General features: G+C 63.9%; 10 protein-coding genes. 2 read left to right on the top strand and 8 right to left on the bottom strand.

Features of this window, described 5'->3' with window-relative positions; all coding sequences use genetic code 11:
* The first annotated feature begins 28 nt into the window (after positions 1–28).
* Positions 29–829, top strand: a complete 801-nt coding sequence (locus ACODS2_RS12705) for an ATP-binding protein (RefSeq protein ID WP_488999500.1) — start codon at positions 29–31, stop codon at positions 827–829.
* A gap of 354 nt (positions 830–1,183) precedes the next feature.
* Here ACODS2_RS12705 and ACODS2_RS12700 read toward each other — a convergent pair whose 3' ends face one another.
* The 3 genes from ACODS2_RS12700 to ACODS2_RS12690 are packed head-to-tail and all read right to left on the bottom strand — an operon-like array spanning position 1,184 to position 16,670.
* The gene (locus tag ACODS2_RS12700) at positions 1,184–14,473 is read right to left on the bottom strand and encodes a filamentous hemagglutinin family protein (RefSeq protein WP_488999146.1); all 13,290 of its coding nucleotides are present in this window, start codon (positions 14,471–14,473) and stop codon (positions 1,184–1,186) included.
* A gap of 2 nt (positions 14,474–14,475) precedes the next feature.
* On the bottom strand, positions 14,476–14,952 hold the full coding sequence (locus ACODS2_RS12695) for a hypothetical protein (protein WP_488999145.1): 477 nt from the start codon (positions 14,950–14,952) through the stop codon (positions 14,476–14,478).
* Positions 14,952–16,670 (bottom strand): putative porin, encoded by a 1,719-nt coding sequence (locus ACODS2_RS12690; RefSeq protein ID WP_488999144.1) that lies wholly within the window; start codon positions 16,668–16,670, stop codon positions 14,952–14,954. Before ACODS2_RS12690 ends, ACODS2_RS12695 begins: the two co-directional genes overlap by 1 nt.
* Between ACODS2_RS12690 and ACODS2_RS12685 the strand changes: the two genes are divergently transcribed.
* A complete protein-coding gene (locus ACODS2_RS12685; protein WP_298167221.1) occupies positions 16,663–16,884 on the top strand; it encodes a hypothetical protein in 222 nt (73 codons plus the stop codon). The genes ACODS2_RS12690 and ACODS2_RS12685 overlap by 8 nt on opposite strands.
* Here the strand turns inward: ACODS2_RS12685 and ACODS2_RS12680 are convergent.
* The 5 genes from ACODS2_RS12680 to ACODS2_RS12660 all read right to left on the bottom strand — a co-directional run bounded on the left by ACODS2_RS12680 (position 16,856) and on the right by ACODS2_RS12660 (position 23,764).
* Positions 16,856–17,554, bottom strand: coding sequence for a TonB C-terminal domain-containing protein (locus ACODS2_RS12680; protein WP_488999143.1), 699 nt, complete (start codon positions 17,552–17,554; stop codon positions 16,856–16,858). The genes ACODS2_RS12685 and ACODS2_RS12680 overlap by 29 nt on opposite strands.
* A 31-nt stretch (positions 17,555–17,585) precedes the next feature.
* Entirely contained in the window at positions 17,586–17,993 is a 408-nt protein-coding gene (locus ACODS2_RS12675; protein WP_488999142.1) for an ExbD/TolR family protein, read from the bottom strand.
* Between the two features lie 12 nt (positions 17,994–18,005).
* Entirely contained in the window at positions 18,006–19,805 is a 1,800-nt protein-coding gene (locus tag ACODS2_RS12670; protein WP_488999141.1) for a DUF2341 domain-containing protein, read from the bottom strand.
* Positions 19,806–21,452: a ShlB/FhaC/HecB family hemolysin secretion/activation protein gene (locus ACODS2_RS12665; protein ID WP_488999140.1), complete on the bottom strand. Its 1,647-nt coding sequence runs from the start codon at positions 21,450–21,452 to the stop codon at positions 19,806–19,808.
* 227 nt (positions 21,453–21,679) lie between these two features.
* Complete coding sequence (locus ACODS2_RS12660; RefSeq protein WP_488999139.1) at positions 21,680–23,764, bottom strand: substrate-binding domain-containing protein; 2,085 nt, start codon at positions 23,762–23,764, stop codon at positions 21,680–21,682.
* Between the last annotated feature and the right edge of the window lie 340 nt (positions 23,765–24,104).

Genomic DNA, 24,104 nt, shown 5'->3' with positions numbered 1-24,104 from the left:
GCAGCTGGGGGATCATCGAGTGATCGACATGGCGTTATTGAATGCGATCCGCCGCTGGCATTTCCGGGAGGGGATGCCGATCCGGGAGATTGAACGTCGCTCGGGCTTATCCCGGAACACGATCCGCAAGTACCTGCGGGCCGGCACGGTCGAGCCGCTGTTCAAGGTTCCCGAGCGCCCCAGCAAGTTGGACCTGTTTGCCGAGAAGCCGTCAGGCTGGCTGCGGGTCGAGACTGACCGCTCGCGCAAGCAGCGGCGCACGGTCAAGCAGATGCACGCCGATCTGGTGCTGATCGGCGGGCCCGGTAGCAGCAAGACCCACATCGCAACGGCCCTTGGCATCCAGGCCGTCGAGCCTCATCGCAAGAAGGTGCGCTTCTTCGCCACCGTCGATCTGGTCAATGTGCTCGAGCAGGACAAGGTTCTGAACCGGGCCGGGCAGTTGGCCGACCGTCTGCTCCGCCTCGACCTCGTGATCCTCGACGAGCTGGGCTACCTGCCGTTCAGCTCATCGGGCGGCGCTTTGCTCTTCCACCTGCTGAGCAAGCTCTACGAGCGCACCAGTGTCATCATCATCACCAACCTGAGCTTCTCCGAGTGGGCCAGCGTCTTCGGCGATGCCAAGATGACCACCGCGCTGCTCGATCGCCTCACCCACCACTGCCACATCCTGGAGACCGGAAACGACAGCTTCCGCTTCAGGGCCAGCAGTGCCGCAGCACCCAAAACACGAAAGGCCAAATCACCCGCCTGGCCCCACCCCCACAACGGGGGACACATATCCAACCGGGTCAATTCTCGATGGAAATCCCGGGTCACTCCTCAGTGACAATCAACAGGGACATGTCAGATTCCGCAAAAGCGTCAAATTTACGTCGAGTAAGCCCATGCGTGGCGTGGAGGGTAGAAGCGGACGATTTGGATTGCAAGTGTATGATAAATATGAATGTTTACGGAAGCGAGCGGACCGATCAGGTGGTCAGAAAATGCCGTTCTTGGTACTCTCTCATGGCTGAAACACGGGTTCGATTCCCGTAGGGGTCACCAGCCAGTTCAGGCAGACAGTGATCCACGCGCGTCGCGTGGCCGCCCCCGCATTGGTCCAGCCCGTATCGGCTGCCCGATGCATTTTCCGGCCAGTCCAGAGCTGCTTGGCTGCCCCCCAGACTGGTCCGAATGCCCTCTACGGCTTGCACTTGGGATCGGTTGAACCTGGTTCGCAAGGCGCGGCATTCCCCGCAAAGCCGACCACGTCGACCGAGATGATCGAGCGCCGATTCGACGTGTCGCTGCCGCTGTTCGAACCGCTGCTTTGCGACGTCACCGCTGAAGCAGCCGAGGACGGAGCCACGGGCGCCGGCGTCGCCGCCAGGCTCGGAACACCCGAAATCGAGCCACCGGCGCTGAACCCATCGGAGTTGGCGACTCGCGCTGCCGCCACAAGCACGTTGCCAGTGGCGCGCACGCCCGCATCACCCGCGTCGACTTCGCCAGCTGGTGCGAGCAGGATGATCGACGAGGTCGGATCTGTCGGACGGCGCTGGAAGGCACCGATACCCGCACCCGATACGCTCCCTGCACTATCGACCTGGCTGTAGCCGTCGAGATTGAAGCGCACGGTGACCGGCGGGAAGTTCGAGGCGCTGCGCGGACCTTGCCCCGCGTTGAGGTCTCCGTTCGACGACCACATGGTGATGTTGCCGCCTGCCTGCGTGAACACACGGCTCTGGTTGACGAGGAAGTTGCCGTCCGTGAGGGAGCTCACGGAACCGCCGTTCAGCGTGAGCACGCCTTCGAAGCCGATCGGGATCGCGCTGATGCGATTGGTGTTCTGATTGGTCAGCTGCCCATAGGCGAGGCTTGCGGACTGATCGACCCCGAAGCGTGTCACGCGCGACGCTGCCTGCTCCGACGTGCGCACCACCGAACCGGCGATGAAGTTGCCGCCCGGGCCGATGATCGCCAGATCGCCGCCATTCAGGGTCTGCAGCGTGGCAAGCCGCAAGTCCGCATTGCCGGTCGACTTGAGCTCGGCCTTCTGGGGCTGGCCGTCCACCAGGTTGCGCGTCGGAATGCCTTGCGGGCTGTCGGCCGATACTGTTGCCGAATCCGTGGTGTAGACGGCAAGGTTGTCGGTGTAGCCCTTGCTGACCGGGAACAGTGTCTGGATCGCGCGGTAGCCGCGATAGTACTGCAGATACGAAGGACCGTCCGGAAGCGCCGGCTGCTGCAGTTCGTTGAAGAGGACTTCCGTGCGCAGGAACTGGTTCTGCAGCAACGGATCAAGCTTCGTGAACGCGCTGTAGAGCTTGTCGGCCTGCGGATAGGCGGCATTGGCGAGCGCCTGCTGGCCCGCAGTCGTATCGGGAAAGTCTGCCGTCCCGAAAATGGCGGCAAAGCCGGTCGGATCGTTGCTCCTGAGCCACTTTGCCAGGATCGGCGCGTAGATCGGCTTCGTCCGGTCCGGGCGGCGAATGCCGAGGCTGTCGGCGTTCTGCACGAACAGTGCCTTGTCGAGATTGTCGGCATTGGCCGGATTGAGATAGGTCTCCCGCATAGCGGAATAGTCGATGCCGCCGGCAACGCCGAACAGCACCGCCAGATTGGCGCCGCCTTCGCTGATCCAGGGATTGAAGAAATTGCCGACGGTCTGGATGCCGCCCGCATAGCTCACATTGTCGACGACCGCGGAATTGATGAACGGACCAATGTCACGTCCGGCCTGAACCACGAGGTTGCCCATTCCCCCGAGCACGAAGTTGTTGCCCACGATGTAGGGCAGGTTGTCGATCGTCGAGGTGGCCGTGGTGGAGGTGATATCGCGCCCGGCGCTGATCAGCGTGGTATCCTGCGCATTGGCATTCTGGCCGGTGAAGATGAGATTGGTGATATCCCGACCAGCGGTGATTTGCGCCGCCTTGGGGAGGTTGATCAACGACTGACTGATGTCCCGGCCCGCGAAGATCCGGACCGGGTCGGTATCGCCGGCATGGGTCAGCTGCTCGTTGTGATAGAGCCGCAGCAGGTATTCGCTGGTGGTTTGCTGGATGCCGGGGATGCCGAAACCGAGCCCGACCGGCGCCGAGACGATGCCGCCGCCGGTGGCGTTGATCGAGGTCAGGCTGAAGCTGGCCGCAGAGAATGCGCCTGCCAGAAGCGATGGATCGCTATCGCTCATCGCGATCACGAGCGAGGAAATGTCGCCCGCACTGAACAGCTGCAAGTTCCCCGTTCTGGACGGGTAGAGCATCAAGGGCACGCTCGGCGCAACCAGCGTGTCGGTGAGTGCGGCAAGCGTCAGCGTGGGCGGCAACACCGAACCGCCGAAAATGCCAGCGCCGCCAGTGCCGACCTGGAAAGGCACCGTCTGTTCGAAGCGGTTGTTGACATAGCGCAGGCCGCCGGTCGCGATGGCACTGAACGAGGCGGAAGGCGTAAAGAACCCGGCCTCGTTGTAGCGATCAACGCTCTCGTCGCTGCGTGATGCACCCAGCGCGGAGACGCCTGCCATGGCAATCGAGCCTTGCGCGGCGAGGGCCACATTGGCGCCGGCCAGCCGCACGCGCAGATATTGCGTGGTCTCGCCGGTCGAAGATCGCGGTTCGCGGCCGAAGCTGACCACGCTGCCCGTCACGTTGATCCGCCCCTGGCCTGAGGCAATATCGATCTGACCGCCGCCGAGATTGCCACCGATCGTTGTGGAAAGATCCCCGTGACCAAGCGTCAGCATCACATCACCGATCCCGCCGGTGTTCGTGGTGGTCGTCACCGCCGCGTCGAGCGCCACGGTGAGGTCGTTGACCGATCCCCCGGTGACAAGATTTACATCGCCGCCAGCAAGAGCGCCGATGCCGCTGGTGAAGTACTTGGGCGCGATCGCGATTTCGGTGTCCTGGCCGACCACGCCCGGCCGCCAGCGCTGCGAAGTATCGCCGATCGCCGACTTGCGATAGCTGGTGACGATATTGCCCGGTGCAGTGGCGCCGTTCCCCAGGAACTTTTCCGACCATTCGTCCCGCCGACCCAGGACCGAACCGCCTGCAAACAGCGTGAGCGATCCGCCTTGGTCGGCCATCACCGCCGCCTGATCGTCGAGCCCCTTGGGTGAAGGCAGGAAGGTGATGTCCTGGTCCGGCGTCTTGATGTAGATGCTATCCGGTGTGATCGCAGCGATGGTCCCGGTATCGACCATCCTTGCCGAAAGTGTCGCGGGCGAAACCCGCACACCCGCTGTGTAGACGGCCGTGCCGCCCACCAGCGAGCCGGCTCCGGCCGACACGGTCCTGCCGTTCTCGTTGCGATAGGTTGCGGTCTCGCCGTTGCGCAGATCGATATTGCCCGATGCCGCAAGCGAGATGGAACCATCGCCGGTGCGCACGAACGAACGGACGAAGGCTGACCGGTCGCCGAAGTTGATCGGCGTGGGCGCCGTCGGCCTGCCAACGGGATAACCGACCGAAGTGCCGCTCTGCTGCTTGGCCAGGAAGTCCGGCGTAATCGACTCCAAGAACGCAAGCATGTCGGAAAGCGGTGCCGCGACACCCGTCACGAGCCCGCGCGCGTTGGTCTGGAACCGCGCACGACCCGACTGGAAGAAGGCCTGCGACGCAACGCGGAAATCCTGAGCCTGGCCGCTTTCCAGCGTGCCCCACGTTATCGAGGCATAGGAGTCGTCATCGAGCGCGTCGACGTTGCCGCGGGTATCCTTGGTGCGGAGCAGATCTGCGAACGAGTAGGCCGGAAGCGCCGCATTGCTGAGCCCGGCAACCGACAGCTTGAGGTCGATCGAATTGCCAAGGAATGCGAGCCCCTGTGTCGCAGTCAATTGATAGCTCGTCTCGCCCTCGACCGTCAGGTTCCTGACATTGGCCCGATCGACCTGAAGCGGATTGACCGATGCAGCACCGCCGGCGACGAGCCGCAAGTCGCTGGAACGAATGACGTTGCCATCGGTCAATCTCGGGAAGAGCTGCGCAAAGCCCAGCACATCGCCGCCAATGTCGCCGGTCAGGTTGTCCGAGTTGTTGCCGAGTGCAATCGCGGAATTGGCCAAGGGATTATAGGGCGCGAGGACCTTCGAAGCGCCGACCTGATTGCCGGTGAGGAAGCGCGATATGTTGATCGTCAGCGTGTTGGAGGCGCTTGCCGCTACGGTGCCGGAATCGACCGCCGAATAGCTCGTCACATTGCTGCAGTCGAAAGCTGTGCCGCAAGAGGTGAGCAGCCCGAGATTGAACGTCCGGTCGCCGCCGCCAAGCTGGTAGCTCACGTAGCTGGCGTCGGTCTTGTCGGCGAAACTGAAGAAGCCGTCGTTGATCGAACGGGTGATGTTGAGACTGCCGGCAGCCTTGAAATTGACCACGGCCGCCTCGCCGCTGGCCTTGCCGCCGACACGGTAGAGGAACGAGACGTAGTCGGACATAATCCGGCTTTCCGACCCCGGCTTCAGGGCAAAGTACGGCTGCGCATCGGTCGCACGCCGGCCCAGTTCGGGCAGATCGACCAGCAGGCCGGCCGCGCGGGCACCGGCTTCGTCCAGCGTTCCCGCCGCCAGGTTCCACGCCGTCTGCGTATAGATCGAACGGCTCGAGACCAGATCGACACCGGGCCGCAGCCGCATTCCGCCCAGATTGCTGCCGTCGGCAGCGTGGACGGCAAAGTTCTGGATGAAGTAGGGAAGCGACTGGATCCCGGTCAGGTCGTCGACAAACACATCGCTAAAGATGTTCGCCCCGGTCGGCGTGAAATCGAGGAACTGGAAGACGCCATTGCTCGAGGGCGAAACGCCGTCGTACAAGCCCGACAGGGCATCGAGATCATAGCGGCGGTAAGCCTCGATCTGCTGCGCGCCGGCACCAACGATGGTTCCCTTCAGCCGCACGTCGATCTCGTCCATTCCGCTGCCGATGATCGGCGCGCGCAGCGAGAGCGTGCCGCCTTTGTCAGCCGCCACAAACTGGTAGACGTCCTTGTTGACCAGCGTCAGCGGGTCCTTGACTGTGTTCCTGACGAGGCGGTTGGCCGTCGTGTTCGCAGCGAGCGCGGCCTGCGTGCGGCGCGCGCCAAGATCGATCGTGGCGCCCGCATCGATCGCGATTGCGCCGCCGGTATCGCCAATGCCGATGCGCACGTCGCCTGCACTGGCCTGACGCAGATCGGTATCGGCATAACCGCTGGTATGGGTGTCAATCACCGAGCCGGCCTGCAGCCTGACGCCGTCACGGCCCCACAGCGCGACATCGCCGCCGCTGATCCGCGCAGTCGCAAGCTGGCTGGGCGTCAGGCCTGCCGCCGAGACACCCGAAGTGTCGATCTTGCCGCCGATAATGATCGAGCCGCCGTCCGCCGTGAGGCTGGCACTGGTTGCCCGGATGGTGCGGCCACTGCCCAGCGACAGATTGCCCGCGCCCGAGCGGACCGAGAGATCGCCCTGGAACTTCAGGCCATTTGTGCTGACAAAACGGTCAAGATCGAACGCCGAAGTTCCTGAATCGAAGGCCAGCGATGCGGTCCGCACGCCCGTCACCTGCGGGTTCAGCACCGCGTCGAAAGCGATTGCCCCCCGGCCAGCCAGAAGATTGAGCCGGCCAGCATTGCCGATGCCGTTGTCGACGGAAAGCGTGCTCGTCGAGGGCAGGATGATATCGCCCGTCAGCGACACGAGATTGATGGTTCCGGCCCCGGCAGAGATCGTCGTGGTGCTTTGTGCATCACCGAAGCTGCGCGAAAAGCCTGGCGTGGCCAGCGAGGCAGCCCCGGCCAGCGTCACCGAGCCGGCGGACTGGATATCGAGCACGCCCGCCGTCGCGGTCAGCGCGGCTCCATCGATCGTGATCGCGGCAACCGGTGCCGAAGTCGAACCAAAGCTGATCCGCGCGCCCGGCGCGCGCAGCCCGGTGGGCGTGCTGCTCACCGTTCCGGCAGAGGTCACCTTCACGGCACCCGTGGTCGCGAACCGGTAATCGGGCGTGACCGGGATGGTGTAGTTGCCCTTCGGCGTGATCCGGTCGCTGGCCACCCCGGTATTGCTGTTCAGATCGATCACCGAAGCGCGGTCGATCAGGAACGGCGTGTTGAGCGTCAGTGCCGCGCCGTTGGCCTGCAACGCGCCACTGCCGGTGATATACGTGCCGTTTGTCGCGGTGAGATTGACGCCGCCATCAAAGCTGTAGGTGTTGAAGTTGCCGGAACCCAGCGTCAGCGTCGCTGCGTTGAGGTTGAATACATTGCCGTTCGTCCCGCAGGCCAGAAGCCCCGTCAGCGCGCAAGCATTGTTGCTTGCAGTCTGGCGGCTGTTGGCAATCCGCGTGTCGGCAGCGTTGATCGTGAGTGTGTCGGTGCCCGCTGTCCGATTGGAGAGCGCGATCCCGGACGCATCGATCGTCAGGCCCTTGAAGGTGTGGGTTGTATTGGCATCAAACAAGATCGGGCCGGAAGAACTCAGGATCAGTTCCGAAGCCTTCGCCAGCTGGCTTTCCAGCGTGGCGCTTATCGTTCCCCCTGCGCCGAAGGCGATGTTGGAGGCGCTGATCCCGATCAGTGGGGTTGTAAGCTGCGCAGCATCGTCGATCGTGAAGCGGAAATTGGTATCAAGCAACAGGCTGTTGCCGGTGAGCGCGACCTTGCCCACATTCAGCAGCGAACTGCGTCCGGCGTTGCTGGCGGCAAACGATCCCAGCCGCGAAACGGCGCGTTGCGGTCCGCCGGACAAGCGCAGAACCGAGCCGATGCCGGTCTGGTCGAACGGATCGCTCGGCGATGGGGAGGCGTTCGACGTAATCAGGTAGTTGCCCGCGCGGTCGTCCGCGAGGGTTCCGGTCGCCGTCAGCGACGCACCGTCGTTGATGTTGAGGGCCGACCCCGCACCCGCCACCGCGAGGATCAGTTCCGGCACCTTGATATCGGCCGCGGAAGTGACGACGATGCGATTGGCCGTGATGCCGAGCCGGGTCGTCCCGTCGGTGTTCTCGATCCGCTCACCGCCGATCATCAGGCTGTTGGCGTTGAGATTTTCGATCGATTTGTTGGACAGCGACAGCCCGTTTGCCCGGGGCGTGTCCGAATTGCTGATGATGATCGAGCTACCGAGGATATCGACCGTCGAACCCCGGCCCCCTGCGGCCGGAGCCATCTCGAAGGCACCCGCCACACGCAGCGCCTTGAGCGGATCCAGCACGACCCGCGCCGCATCAAGCGGCAAGCGCGGGACGATGCGTCCGCTGCTGATGGCGTCGTCGCGGATCGTGGTGGTGCCGCCCGTGGTCCGGATCGACGAATAGCGCAGGAAGCTTGCCTGCGATTGCACCGTGAACGAACGCCGCTGCGAGGAGGCTAGGTTTGTCCCTGCGGTCGAATAGACCCCGCCAAGCACAACGCTTCCGTCAAGCAGGGCTTGTACGCTGCCGCTGGCCGGCGCGGCCGCACCGACATTCTCGACAATCCGGTACGCACCCGGCAGCAGGGCATAGTGCGCCGGCATCAGCACATACTGACCCGCCGCAAGGCCGCCGCCGCCATCCAGCGTCACGGCAAGCCCGGCGCTGGTGCCATAAAGCTCGCTCGGGCTGCCGATGCCGTAGTCGGCCGAATAGACCGGATCGTACAGCGCGATCTTGGCCGCAACTTCGCTCGGAACCAGCGCATAGACCTGCCGCTGGTCGGCATACTGGTAGCCCAGCCCAGTCGCTGCGTCGAAATCGTTGCTGCTGAAGACATCGGTGTTGAATCGGCTCAGCACATCGCGCGAGCCACCCGTGCCTGACACGAACTCATAGGCGAAGACATCGCCACCGCCGCTGCCCAGAACTTTCGCGCCTTCCGCGAAATCGATCTCTTCCGCGCTAACCCGCAGATTCCCGCTGGGCAACTGCGTCAGCGGCGCTGCCGAACCCGGCGTGAAGAAGTACTGCGAGAGGTCCGTGGTTGTTCCGTAGGGAATATTGAGTCCTGCACCCGAAACCTGGGTCACGCTGCCGGCGCCAAAGCTGATCGTCCCTACCGGATTCTCAGATGTACCGAAGGCGATCCGGCCCAGCGGAGCAGCCAGATAGCCATTCTGGACGATGTTCTTCGCATTGATCTGCAGGAAAGAGCCTGCCGACAACGGTGCACGGCTATCGATATGGCTGCCGAGGAACGTGATCGTCCCGTTGCCGAGAGCAGAGATCTGGAAGGGCAAGGGTGCCCGCGTGTCGCTCGCACCCGCGGCAATCTCAAGGGTGCGCTGCAGGTTGCCGGTTCCGGTCGTCGCGTAGACCCGCGCCGCGTCGAACGTCAGGTTGCCGGCGGCGGTCAGGCTTCCGTTCAGGACGGGGGCCGAGGTCAAGTCCGTCCGGTCGTCCACCCCGATAAGGCGCACATCCGCACGGCTGAGCAGATTGGTGTTGCCGATCGAACTGTCGAACAGAGTTGTTCCGAAAAAGTCCATCCCCAGCGCACCGGCCGAGAAGGTGACAGTCGCATCCCCGGTCGCGGCTGCAGAATTGCGCAACGCGCCGGAACGGCTGGCAAAGGCGATGTAGGGAGCCTCGATCGTCGCGTTCGTCCCTTGCGTCGCGGAGATCGTGACAGAGGCATTCGGACCGATCGGCGTCCCGTCGAGCGAAACGGGAGAACGGACCAGCAGGCCCTTGTCCAGCTTGAGGTTGAACACCCCGTCCAGCGTCAAGCCACCGTAGGCGATGAGGCTGTCGAAGCCGGCCTTCGTGATGCCGTCCGCAAACGCCACGTTGTCCGCGCCGGAACCGTCGTCTGCCGCCCGGAGCGTGGGCAGCAGCCATTCCAGCGTACCCCCTGTCGCTGCAGCGGCACCGCCTTGCGCCTTGATCGTCGCGCCGGAAAGCGTTCCCCCTGACCTCAGCGCAACGGTTCCCGCATCACTCCATTGCTGGCTGGGCGCGTACTGACCGTCCTGCACCGGAACATCGAAAGTGGCGCTGGCACCACTGATGTCGAGCAGCGCACCGGGCCGCGCCACGAACCGGCGCGCCACTGTCTGGGCGAGCAGCGGCGGCGGCGATGACGATGTGCTCGTCGGATCAGGATAGCTGACAAAGCCATAGGACGGATTGGGAAACAGGGCACGGCTCGCGTCGCTTTGCGGACGGAACGCGGCTGCAGTCGTGATGCTGCCGCCGCCGATCATCCGGCCGAAGAGGTAGCGCGTGCCATCGGCCCGCAGCGGGGCTGCGGGATCGAACAGCGCGGTTCCGGCGAGGTTGGTCGTGCTTCCTTCCGCCAGCACGATGCCGTCGTTGGCCCCTACACGGCCGAGGAAATAAAAGAACTGCTCGCTCCCCACCGTAGTGAACAACTGATTGTTGGTCTTGACCGAGCCATCGGCATTGAGGAACCCGCCGGTGTTGAGGCCGCTTTCAGCGTAGCGCCCCGACGCATCCTGCGCCCCGAACACGACCGCGAAATCGCGTGTGTCGCCCATAACATCGAACAGGCCCGTGCCGCTCTGATCAAGCGCCAGCGGCAAGGTCGCGATCTGCTGGATCTTGCCCCCCGGCAGATCGATCACCCCGGCATTGTAGAGCTTTGGCGCCACGATCGACGCTTCCGGCGCGCCGATGATCTTGCCGCCAGCCTCGACATCAAGCTCGGTCAGGCCGCGCAGGACCAGGTTTGCCGGTTTGCGATACCAGACATCGCTGGGCACGCCGGGGGTCAGAATGGTCCCCAGATCACCGCCGCTGGCGAGGCCGAGCAAGCGCGATTGGGCCGCTGCATCAAGGATGGCAGGCAGCGTGACTTGTGTCAGATCAAGCGTCTCGCCCGACCCGACCGTAAAACGCGTGGTTTCGAAGAAGCTCGACAGCCGGGCGCTGCCGTTGTCGAACAGATCGCGCACCGTGCGTGCACGGTAGCTGGTCATGTCGAGCGTACCGAAGCCGGTCCGCTGCAGGAAATCGAGCGGCACGACCGTGGCGTTGCCCTCGCCTGCGCTGGCGCTCGCCCCGGCAAAGGCGATATTGGGCGAAACGAGCTTGAACGTGCCGCCGCCGGAGAAGCCGAAACCCCGGATGCTGTCGGCCGCGAAACTCACTTCGGCATTCTGGCTCGTCGGCACCAACGAGGGGAGCACGCCGATCGTCGTCGACTGCGCCGTCTTCGGCGTGAACGCGACTGTCTGGCCGCGCACCTGGCTACCGACCAGATCGGCATTGTTCTGCACGGCCGCGACCGCAGCGTAGGTCGTCTCGTTGATCAGGCTGACATTGCCGCCGCTCGCCGAAAGATCGAACTGGCGCGCACTGGACACAAAGGCGCCGGCAGAGACATCGAGCAGTGCGCCGGACTTGATCCGGATGCTGCCGCTGAGATCGGCCGCGCGCGAAGCGGTGAAGATGTCGCCATCCAGCGGCACGAACACCTTGGGCGCGACCGTCAGGCTGATCGAGCCGCCATTGATCCAGCCAGCGCCCTGCGGGCTGGCAACCCCACGGTAGTCGTTCACCCACTTGCCTGCGACCGAGAGCGTGCCGCTTACCGTAACGTCGAACCGGCCACCTGGCAGGGTATCGCCGCTGGCATAGCTGATCGCGATATCGTCATCGTCGCGGAACGGGTTGCCTGTGGTGGAAAGACCCGGCGCGCTGATGTCGCTCAGTTGGTACGTTCGCGCCGCGATTGTCCCGCCGGCAATGCGAACGCTGCCGCCAAACCGGATCGCCCGTCCGGCATCGACTTCGAGTATGCCGCCGTCAGCCAGCGTCAGCGCGGAATTGCCCGTGATCGCAAGCGCCGAGCTGTCCGTCAGCAACCGGTCGGAAGCTGATGCGAACGTCACCGAACCGCTTGTCTGCAGCATCAGGCCCGAAAGACCCGCCTGCGAGAGCATCCGGTCATCGAGCAGCAACTCTGCCTGGTTCGCCGGCCCCGTCTTCGTGCCGCGATAGACCACGATGTCCTGGCCAAGGCCTGTCCCGGACGAGCCGCTGAACGAGCCGATCCGCAGCAGCCCGCCCGAAGGCAGCTGGTTCTTGGAATATTGCAGCTTTCGCGGATCGCCGGTGATCGATGACTTGGCTGTCGGTTCGATAGCCCCGGCCAGCTGCCGCGATCCGGCGAAGGCATCCCCATGCACTGTGCCTTCAAAGGCGATCAGGGATCCCCCGATCTGCAGCGCGCCGGCATCGCGACCTTCGTCGTAGGCGTCCTCGAAGCGTTGGTCCTGCAGGGAGCCGGAGCTGAAGGTTTGCGAAATGCCAAGCCGGGTCTGCGCCGCAGTGAACCCGTCGACGATGTCAACAAACACGTCGTTCGGATCGGCCTGATCGATGCTGACGACCCGGCCATCCTTGGTCAGCAGCTGCGTGGTTTGCACGAACCCGGCGGAGTAGGTGGTCCAGCCACCCGAAACATCGAACAGCGCCCCCTTGGCAATCGACACCTTGGCCAAGGCATCGATCTGCGTGGCGGTCAGATTGATCGTGCTGATGGCGGTGCCGACATCGATGCTGATGCTGCCGCCCTTGGTCATCAGTTCGGCGGCTGTGACGGCAATCTGGCTGACGGCGCTGCCCGCTTCGAGCAGCGGCGAGCCGACCCAGGCCACCCCGTCCGATCGCACCCCGGAGGCGCGGGCATCGACATAGAGCGTCGCGCCGTTGAGCGTGAAGCCGCCATCGGTGCGCACCGAGCGGTAAGTTGGCGTATCGCGCAGTTCGTTCTGCTTGGCGGGACTGATCTTGACGCTGTTGTCCGAAACCTTGCGGGCCACCCCCTTCATGCCGCTGACATCAATGATCGCGCCGTCGGCGATCGACACCGATGCGGTGATGCCGGGGTTCGGAACGAAGACGCCTTGCGAAAGATCGTGACCGATCACGACTTTCGCGCTGGGCGCGAAGATAAAGGCGTTCTGCTCCATCGCGAACTGCGTCGGCAGCAGGGCAGTATCGCCGCTGCCGTCGGTGCTGAGATAGGAGTTGACCGTGTTGCCGATCACGATCTGCGAGCTCTTGAACGCTGGCGGGCTGCTGGCGCTGCCCTGCGGAATTGTTTCGCCGTTGTCGTCCGGCAGGATCGATATCCCGCTGGCCTTGCCGGGATCGACATTGCCGGCAAGGATGACGGACCCGCCCGTCAGCGCGATCTTGCCGTTGCGCGAAACACTGGTCGTGGCGCTCAGCAAGCCATCGTTGGTGACCTGACCATAGATCGACGTTCCCATCGAGATATAGCCCCGGCGGGAAACGATCAGGCCGGAATTGGTCACCACGCCCTGATCCGGGGTCGGCGCCTGCGGCTGCAGCGGCACGTTGGGGATCTGGCTCGAAAGGATCAGGCCGCGCACGTTCTCGTCGGCGCTACCGGTTGCACCGGTGGAGGTGGTCGCGCCGATGAAGCGCCCACCCTGCAGGCTGACCTGACCTTCGCTGGCCGTCAGCGTCCCGGCGTTGTGCACAGTCGGGCCGGCGAGGATGATGTAGCCACCGCTGTCCGAGGTGATCGATGCGCCCTGGTGGACGAGGACGTCCCCTTCGAGGCCGCCCGCCACGGGCAGCGGCTGATTGACATCATACTGGCTGCCGGCAGGAAGCAGCGAGGACAGCAGCTGTCCCTTGAGCCCGGGCGCACCCTGAACCAGCAGGCCATTCTGCAGATAGGCGGTAATCCGGTCCTTGACTGTCGTCGGATTGAAGAACGAAGTGGCGCCGACAGTCGTGACCGACGAGGCAAAGTTGCCAAGCTCAAGGCTGCTGGCGACCAGCGAATGCAGGTTGATTTGCGCGGTCGGGCCGAACATGACCCCCGCGCGATTGAGCACCAGCACGGTGCCATCGGCCTTGATCGCGCCCAGGATCGTGCTCGGCGCGACCGGATTGGCCACCCGGTTGACAACGCTCCAGCTCTTCTGGACGACACCGCCCTGCTTCTGATTGAACACCAGCTCGGTGTTCGCCCCGACATCGAAGTTCTGCCAGGTAAGCAGCGCGCGCTGCTGCGTCTGATCGATCCGGACCGTAACCTTGCCATTGCTGCCCGTGCTCTGGACCGGTGCCAGCGCACCTTCCCAGGTATTCTGACCGGTAAGGTCATTCACCGCTGCAACGGACAGCGGCGCGCTGTTACCCTTTACGGTGGAGGCATCGACACCGGCCGCGACATAGATCGTCGCATTGCGGACCGCCTGGATCGGATTGAGCCCGGCATTGGCAACGCCATCAACCGGCTTTGTCTTGATCGCGGCCAGAGCGGCGGACTTCGCCGATGTCACATACGTAGCCAGCGCCTGCGCGCGCGATTGCAGGCGCACCTGCCGCGCCAGCGCATCCTGCATGGTCTGCGAGCGTTGCGGCGTACCCGGACCGGCGGGCACCGCAACCGGCGGAACAACAGTCCCGGCCGCCGCGCGCATCGCGGCAAGCTGCGCGTGTGCCGGGTTGGCCGAGAGCCCGAGCATGATCGCGGCTAGGCTTGTCCCACCGAGCAGCCCACCTACGCCTGATCGCCGAAATGCCATGGTTAGTTCGCCTTTTCCGGCTCGCCGGTTATCGCCGTTCCGCCCGGCAAGGTGCGCAGCGGGACATCGACCTTGTTGTCGTAGACAGCATCAGACAGGGCCTGCAGCTCGAACTCGAAACGCCGCCGACCGAGCTGGAGTGGATCGCGCCGATGCAACTGGGCATAGCGACTGGCATAGGCGTCGATGAGCTGGCGCCCGATCGAGACAAGCCGGCCATTGCGCAGGCGGCACTGCTCGAGCGCACCCGCCCGCCCCGTCGCATCCGCCAGTTCGCGCTGCAACGTCGCGATCACCTGCTGCGAGGCAAGCAGGCGCTGCTGCAACGCATCGATGTCGGCAGCTGTCGGGGCTACCGGCTGGCCCGACTGCACCGACGCGGCAGTCTGCGCAGGCGGAGGTGGCGGCGGAACGACCGGCTGCGCCATGGCTACGGGGGCGCCCAACAACACCGCGAGCAGGACAGGCAGGGCGCGCATCAGAACTCCACGTTCAGATCGAGTTGCAGGACATCGATGGCCAGCGGTTCGCCGCTAATCTGGTTGGCGCTCAGCCAGCGCCCTCCGAAGGTGACATTCTTGTAGAGACCCACCGTGGCGCCGATGACGTAGCCCTTGGTATTGGTCCCGCCGAGCCGCCAGTAGTCGTTGGTGAAGGCATCGACCACGGCGTCGGTCTCAAGATAGCGATAGCCCACATAGGCCCGCCACTGGCCCGGGCGGTTGGGATGCGCCCAGCCTGCGCCGATTTGCAGGTCGAACCCCTGATTCCCGCCGACATAGGGCGTGCGATTGGCCTCGACCGGATCGCAGATGTTGCCGTTGCCACCCGAACCGCCATTGTTGACCGGCTGACCGGCGATCCCGTAGCGGCACGCGTTGCTGCGTTTGAAGCCGAGGTTGCGCATGTATTCGCCGCTGAACGTGACGTCGGTGTTCTCGCCCATCGGCACCTTCACCGAAAGCATGGCGTCGAGAATGTGATAGGGCTGGACCAGACCGAGCAACTGCGGTTGCGGCTGAACTGCGGTGGCCGGCAGGGTCGGATCGAACACGATGCGCCGGATGAACGAGAGCGTATTGCCCTTCTGCACGAAGCCCGCTGCCGTGCCATCGGTCGAACATTCGGTCACGCCGAGATAGAGCGCGCAAGGTGCCGAGGGCTGGCCTTGCATGTTGATATAGTGGTGATAGCCGACCGCCGACCTGACGAGAATGTCGCCGCCAAGGTGGAAGTCGGTTTCGGCCTGGGCGGAGAACAGCCAGCGCTGCGGCACGCCCGTCTTGACGTTCGAGGTATTCGGGAAGTTCAGCGCGCCGAAATCGAGCGGGAACGCTCCCAGCACGAGCTTGCTGTCGAACGCGCCGCCCATATCGGGCAAGCGGAATGCGCCAGCAAACCCGTCGAAGCTCAGGTCGTTGTCGAAGAGCGCCTCGGTAGTCCAGAACGGATTGCCCATGCGTCCGGCGGTGATTGTCGCCCATTCGGTGGGCTTGGCCTCGATAAAGGCCTTGTGGATCATGAAATTGCGATCGGTGAAGTTGCCCGCCAGGTTGACGTTCGAGCCGACCGGCGAAACGTCGTTGCCGCCGCCGAGCATGAACCCGACCTTGACCTTCGAACCGATCTTGAAATCGACCCCGACCCGCAAGCGGTAGCGCAGCAGGTTGTACTGGTTCTGCCGCGTGTTGAGCAGCGGGATCGGATCGTTGATCAGATCGAGCGGAACCTGGCCCTGATTGCGGTCGCCCGAGACAATCTGCTGGAAATTCGGCACGAAGTCCGAATTGTCCTTGCTATAGAAGTGCGACTGCGAGCGGATGCGCATATCGCCATAGACATTGAGGTTGTTCACCCATTCCGGGGCTGCCTTGCCCGGCGAAGCCCAGCCTTGCGCCTTGGCCTGCTTCAGCACTTCATCCTTGAGCTCGTCGCGGATCTGATCGCGCACCACTTGCGGAATATAGGGCACACGGATGGTGCCCTGCGCCGGTGGGGGAAGATTGCCCGCCGCATACTGCCCGGCGGCCGCCGCTGCGGGGTTGCCGGTTGCGCTCTGGGCTGCTGCTGCCGCCGGCGGCTGCGCCGCCGCAAGCCGCGCCTCGGCGGCTTCGCGTTCCGCTTCCTCGATCAGCTTGTCGCCGTTCTCTCGCGTGATCGTGCCCTGTGCGACAAGCAGCCGGACGAGATTGATCATCGCGTTGCTCGACGGCGCAGGCTTTGCCGCCGGCGGTGCGTCAAGCGCCGATCCGGCCTGCTGGTCGGCATACGCAGGCGTCGCTGCCAGTGCCGCGCAGATCGACGCTGCGAGCAGCGGTGCCGATGCAAAAGAAGACCTCAACCGTCTCATCAAACTTCCCCTGGAATGCGTACAGGCGCTGCTCACAGCGAGCGCCTTCCTCGAACCGTGATCCGCTGCGGAAACCGGACCGCACTGGGCGGCGGATCGAGATTGGAAATGGCAAGCAAGATGGCCTTGAGCGAGGCATCCCGGTCCTCGCGCCCGCTTGTCTTCAGCAAGCTCACCGAAGTGACCCGGCCCGAAGGCGAAATGGTGATCGCAAAATCGGCGCTGAAAACCAGCCGGTTGACGCGGTCGTCGCGCTGCACCTTCTCCTGCAGGACGGCGCTCAGATAGCGGCGGTAGAACACCTCGCTCATGCCCGTACTGCCGCCGCAGTTGGGCCCGACGCAGGCACCGGTGGAGCCGCCGCCGCCGATGCCGCCGCCATTGCCCGATTGCAGGCCAAAAGCATCACCGCCGGCCTGGGCCGGGCCATTGATCGAAACCGCGGCCGGTGCGGGCGCCTTGGGCGGCTCGACGCTTGGCACCGGTGCCGCCTTTTCCTGCGGCTCGGGCGGCTTGGGCTGCGGCGGCGGCGGCGGCGGGGGCGGAGGCGGGGGTGGCAGCATCGAGATGACGGCCGGTGGCGGCGCTTCGACCTTTACGCCTTTGGTGGCGGTCAGCGCCGAGTAAGCAAACCACAGCAGGGCAATGACCATCACCGCGCCCACTGCGATCAGCAGTCCGCGGCGCGCCCCCTGCTCTTCAGGATCCGGAAAGGATGGTTGTCTGGCCACGGCGCAGTCTGCTCTGGGTCCGGTCCGGCGATCAGGAGGCGGTCGGCTTGCCGGTGACCAGGCCGACCTTGTTCAGGTCGAGCTGGCGGCACATATCCAGCACTTCGGTGATCTTGCCATATTGCGCGGTCTGATCGCCCTTCAGCACGATCGGCACGTCGGGGTTCGACGCCTTGGCATTGCGCAGGCGTGTTTCCAGATCGGCGAGCGTGACCGGGAACGCGTCCATGAAGATCTGTCCCTGATTGTTCACCGTTATGGCGATGGTCTTGGGTTGGACCAGGCTCTTGGCCGAACTTGCCTTGGGCAGATCGACCTTGATGCCCTGCACCGAGGCCGTCGCCATCAGGATGAAGATCACCAGGAGGACGTAAGCGAGGTCCAGCATTGGGGTGATATTGATGTCGTCATAGGCCTTGCGGCCGCCACCTACCTGCATCGCACGGTTTCCTTAATTCGATTCTTCAAGGGCGAGCGCAGCATTGGCCTGGACCTCGGCCATGCGGGTAATCAGCTGCTCGATGAACACGCGCATCTGATCCGCCAGCGCGCTGATGCGTCCGTTCAGATAGTTGTATCCGAACAGCGAGGGGATGGCGCAGGCCAGGCCTGCGATCGTGGCGAGCAGCGCGGCCGCGATGCCCGGTGCGATCGCGTTCACGTTCACGTCACCGGCCATCGCCACGCCGCCGAACACGGTCATGACGCCGACCACCGTGCCGAGGAGGCCGATGAACGGACCGCCCGAAATCGCGATGGTGAGGATCACGACGAGATGGTCGAGCTTCTGGTTTTCCTTGACGAACTGCGAATCCACCGCCGCCCGCATCGAGTTGATCGCCTGGCTCGAGAGCGGCCGGCTCCCCGAGGCGACCACGCGTTCGTAGAGTTCGTCGAAGCCGACAGCATAGAGCCGGGCCAGCGGGGAAGCGCGGTCGAGATGGGCCGCTTCCTGCGGGGCCACCCCTTCGGCTTCATCCAGCGGCACGAACGCGTCGCGCATCGCCTCGAAGTGGCGGAGGAAGCGCTTGTTGGCCTTGTCGGCCGCATTGAGGTAGCGCACCTTTGCGGTCATCAGCGCGATCGCGGCCGCCAGCAGCAGCATGCACAGCCCGATGATGACCGTATCGACTGGCTCCAGCTTGCTGATGATGAACGAGATTACGCCGCTGCCCGAGCTCTGCTTTTCCGCAGTTTCCGAAACCGAGACGAGCTTTCCTCCCGGGCCTTCAGCCTGGGCCATCGCCAGAAGCATCGCCGCGGGTCGCGCCGCCTTCGAAAGGCGCACTTCGTCGAGGGCGCCAGTAAAGGGCTGGCTGGTCTCACCGCCGATGCTGATCGGACCGTCGAGCGCCGGCATCGCACCGGCCGCCGTGCCCTGCTCGGTGCCATTGACGTAGATGAAGAACACCTTGCCATCGGAAACGAACGCGATGTGGCTCCACTCACCCTGCTTCACCGCAGTGCTTCCCGTGACCGAGACCCCCGGTCCTGAGGCGTAGGGAACCCCGGCGTTCAGCCCGATCACCAGCCCGCCCCGCGCAAAGATGGCCTGCTGGCCTCCCAACTGCTGCGGCTTGATCCAGGCCGTGAACGTGAACGGCGCACCTGCGGTCATCGCCAGCGAACCGCTGGCATCGATCGTCAGCGCGCCCTGCCCCGGAAACTGCGCCGCGCGGCCCACGATCCCGCTCTCGTCCACTCCCGGAGGGGCCACCTTGGCAGAATTCGCATTGGCGGTGGAATCGGTGGCCGGCTGGCCCGGCTTTTCGATAAAATGATAGACGGCGGTGTAATCCGGATCAAACGTGCCGGGTACGTCCGCGCCAACCGGTGCCGACTTGTTGCCGAAATAGATCCAGATCTTCTTCTTCTCGCCGCCGGTCAGATTGGGCACCGAAACCCACACCGTGGCGATGCCCGTCGCCGCGTCGTACTGCTCGATGTGGTAGGGCAGCGGGGTCTTGTCGTCGCTGTCGACGAAGCGGATGTCCGCACCGTTGTCCATCGCGTCGGTGAAGGTGAAGTTGCCGCTGTGCAGCCGCACAAGCACCACCGTGCGGCCGATCGCGCCACTGACGTTGACACCGGTCGGCGAGGTGTCGATCGTTACCGCCTTGCGATAGCTCCATTCCTTGTTCCACCAGCCGGCGGCCTCACCCTCAGCGGCAGCCGGAGAGGCCAGCCCCAGGGACAGGACGAACGCCAGCAACAGGCGCAGGATCGCTGTTTTAACGGTTGCCTGATACACTCAGAATTCCCCCTTCACGTCGAAGCTTACTCGGGGCGATCCCCGCTTCGTCACCGGGCCGCTGGTCATCGCGACCGCGCCCAGCACCTCACCGGAAATCCGGTCGAACAACCGCACTCTCAGTCCGCCGCCAAGACCGACGAGCGTGAAGCTCGAAGTCTGCTCGGGCAGGGGGTTGAGCACGCGCAGGAAAGACGCATCGCCGAACGCGAAGAAGCGGGCCTCGGTCAGCCATTTGCCGAAGCTTCCCGCCAGCGACGGCGAGCGCAGTTCAAGGCTTGGCCCGATCCCGTTATCGCCGACAGCCTCGGACGAATAGTATCCGCGCACGCTGCGCAGGCCGCCGGCGGAAAACTGCTCGTTGGTGATGAGATGCGAATCCGCCAGCTGCGCGTTCAGCCGGAACGCCGCGACGATATCGTTCTTGAAGGCATAGGACAGATCGACCGAGAGATCGCCGCGGACGAAGTTCTCGTTGCTGAACTGCTCCCGGTTGCGGAAGGCATCGACCAGCACGCAAGGCCCGGTAAGGCTGGCGCAAACCTTGGGCCTGATCGCGCGGAGACCGATCGTCGTCCCCAGGGTGACTGCGTAATTGACCTTCTCGCTGCCACCGGCAACCGTATATTCAAGCTCAATCGGAAGATACCGGATCGGCGCAGTGCTGGTGGGAACGTCCGCGACAAGGATGTTTTGCTTGAAGTTCTTGTAATCGAACCCGAAGCTGAACTGCTGCTGGCTGCCGGAGGAAGCAAGGTGATAGATGGCGCGTGCGCCGATCTGATAGCCGTTGCCCAGAACGTTGGTCCCGCCCAGCGCCGCAATATTGCTGTTCGAGTAGTACCCTGAAATCGCGAAGCTCCAGGGCGTGCGCAGCAGCGGAAAGGTATACGAGCCCGAGAAGACTTCCGTTTCCGTGCGCTTGAGCGGCGATACGATGTACGTGAACGTTGCAGCATGGCCCGTCTGGAACAGGTTGGTGTACCTGACGGTGCCGATCGCGCGCAGCTGGGTTGTGGCCGGGCTGGCGTCGTTGTTCAGGTCGAGGCTGGCGTGAAGCGGCCGCTGGTCGTCGACATTGATGTCGACGTCGATCGTCCCGGGAGCCCTGCCCGGCTTGAAAATCGGATTGAGCGTGCGATCGGGAAACCGGTTCGCCTGAGTCATGTCAGCCTGCAGGGCCGGAATATTGAGCGGCTTGCCCTCGACGAGCGAAGGGATCTGCCTACGGGCGACCCACAGCGAGTGATAGCGGCTGTCGGTGACCCGCACTTGCCCGACCGGCACTTCGTTAACCGCGATGCGGATCACACCTTGCGCGAAGGCTTCCCGCTCCTGCAGCGGAACCTCGACCACCGCCGCGCCATAGCCGCGGACGGCATAGGCATCCTGCAAGGCCTTGCGCGCCGCTTCGACATCGGCATCGGTGCGATCAGGACCCGAGTACGCATAGACCAGACGCTCGATCTCGCTCGCCGGCAAGACCGTCACGCCTGAGATATCATAGGCCTGGACAAAGAACTTGTCGGGTGCGCGCTCGGCACCGGCGGGCGTTGCGGAAGCAGCAGGAGCAGCTTGCCCGGCGGGAGCCGCTTGCTCGACCGGAGACGATTGCGCAGCCCAAGCTGCAGAGCCAGGCGTCAGCAACCATGCCAGCGGCAAGCACGCACGTAAAACAGGTGCATTAAGCCCGCCCATCGCAATCTGATTCCCCCGACACCTGTCTCCATGGTCTCTGGCGGGCCAGTGTTTAATCTGTGTGACAGTCTGTTGATGAGCCGGCTGGCGGATTCCCGGTGCGGCACAAGGTAAACAAAAAGAGCCCCGGATTACTCCGGAGCCCTTCTCGTTCAGCTTACGCCATGAGCGGAAGATCAGGCGCCCGTCTTGCCAGAGCAGGTCGGGTTCGGGTTGGTCGCGATCCGGATGTTCGGCTTGGCAGCCCGCCAGATCTTGGTCGCCGGGTTGGTAGCAGTTGCCGCCGGCGCACCCTTCGTTGTCTCACCGTAGTAGATGGCCGCTGTCGCCGTCTGATAGGCCGGGATCGTCTTGTCCTGGATCCACAGGTTCAGCGCACCGAGCGCAGGCTCGGCAGTCGGGTTCGAAAGAAAGGTGTTGACGATCGCGCGCGTCCAGTTCGCCGGCACGACGCCGATGTTGTTCTGGAAGAGCACGCCCGGGGTGGCCGGAACGGTACCGTTCAGCAGGCCCTTGGGAGCGACCGCACCGCTGCCATTCTTCGTGTACTGGCCAAGCGTCCAGCCAAGGAACGACACCATGGCTTCGCGGTTCGCACCGGCGTAGCAGGTGTACAGCAGCACCTGGGTCGTGCCGGTCATCGGATAACCGACGGTCGGGTTTGCCAGCGTCTGGCTGCTGTCCGCATAGAGGACGTCGGTCCAGGCGAGGGGGTTGTCACGCGTCGCAGAAACGAGCGTGGTGCCGCTGGTCGGGCGAACCAGACGGCTGTCCGCGGTGGCCGTGCTGAAGAGACCAGTCGTGTCCGACTGCGGGGGCAGGATGGTGCCCATCGCGGTCTTGGCGGCGGCGGCGGTCGGGTTGGCATAGAGGGTCGTCGAAACGCCCACCTGCAGCGTGGCTGCAGACAGACCGGCGAGCGCGTCAACCGAAGGATTGACGAAGTCGGCCGAGATGTAGCCGACCTTGCCGTTGATCTTGACGGCACCCAGCTGGTAGTCCGGTGCCAGCGTAATCGCACCAGCAACGCGCGAGCTGCCATCCCCGAGGATGAAGAAGCCGGTGCCCTGGTTGCCGTTCGGCGTCGACGAAGGCCCCGGGTTGCTCGGGAAAGCGACCGAACCCGAACCGATGTTCACGATCGAGGTCCCGTTGAAGTAGTCGCCCGAGATCGAATTCGTGGTGCCAGCGAGGTTCGAGGCGGTGTTGTTGACACGGTAGCCGGTATCCGAACGGATGCTGCGGAAGTCGATGCCGGTCGAAGTCGCATAGGGCAGCGTTTCCGCCGCGTTGCTGAAACGGTTCAGGCCGGTGAAAGTAGGTACGGCAGCAGCGAGCACCTTGCCTGTCGCCGACGTCCTCGCCGGAACGCCCGGCGCATTGGTGGGGTTGCAGACAGCCGCTAGGTGGCGTGTGAAGAGATCGGTCGTGCCCGAGCGGTCGAGACGGCCGACGAGACGGATCGGCGCACCGTCAGTATCCCACCGGGTCTGCGTGTCGTTGACCGGATCGTGAAGCGAGATGTTGTTGTTGAGCGTCTTCAGCGCAGGATCGTTCCAGTTCGTGATCGTGCCATTGAAGATGCCGCAGTAGGCTGCCTTCGACAACTTCAGAACCGCAGCCGGCGTACCACCGGCGGGCGCGATGCCCTTGCCCTTCGCATTGAAAACCATCGGGTTGCCGGCAGCGTTGGTGCCGTAGGTCGAGCTGTAGGCCACCGCGATGGGGAGCAGGTAGAGCGGGAAAGAAATCGCCGCACCGCCGTTCGTGGCCGCCAGACCAGCGTTGTAGGTGGTCAGATCCGAAGTCGAGATGCCGGCGTCGGAGAAGCCGTACTGCACGTTGCTCCAGGTCCCGAAGGGGTTGAACACGCCAGCCGTCGCAGTCGCGCCGCCGACGAAATCATTGCGGAAGTTGCGCCACACCTGACGGCCAAAGCCCGAACCGGTCGCAACGTACTTGCCCTGGACGTTGGTCTGGACAGCATCCGTGTCAACAGCGCAGTTAACGGCAGGGACGCCGTTGAACACGCCCTGGGTCAGGGTGGTCAGCGAGGTCGCGCTCGACGAAGTACCGCGCTGGTTGTCGACTGCGCTGAGGCAGTTGAAGCTGCGTGCGACGACGTTCTGGACCGAAGAAGCGCCCGCACCGCGCAGCGCGCCGTCGGACGTCGAAGGAGCCGGCAGCGGGATCTGCTGCGCGAAGGCTGGCGATGCTACCGAGCCGGCGACAACCGTCGCGGCAAGGAGCAGAGACTTCAAGTTAACCATTTGTTAATTCCTCCTGAAGGAAATCGCAACCAGTAATGATACTGAATCAGAATAATTTGGCCGATTCAAAATCAAAAAATCTGCAGATTGCTCCAAATCAATCTCATTATTGAGACTCAATTCTTCGACACATATTCGAAACTGATTCGAGGCTAATTCACTATATATCGCCCCGAACAGCGCGCTGATCGAGCAAGTACATCTGCAGATTTGTGGAATTTGTCTCCTGAGCCCCCGATTCCCAACCCAATCCTTGGTTGGTGAGAGGGTCAATAGACTCGGCAAATGACAACAACGTGATTCTTTTGTTGCATTCGCCGAATATCATCCA

The sequence above is a fragment of the Novosphingobium sp. FG137 genome, assembly GCF_057809735.1.
The sequence above is the reverse complement of the archived record's forward strand: the minus strand, read 5'-3'. Positions and strand labels throughout refer to the sequence as shown.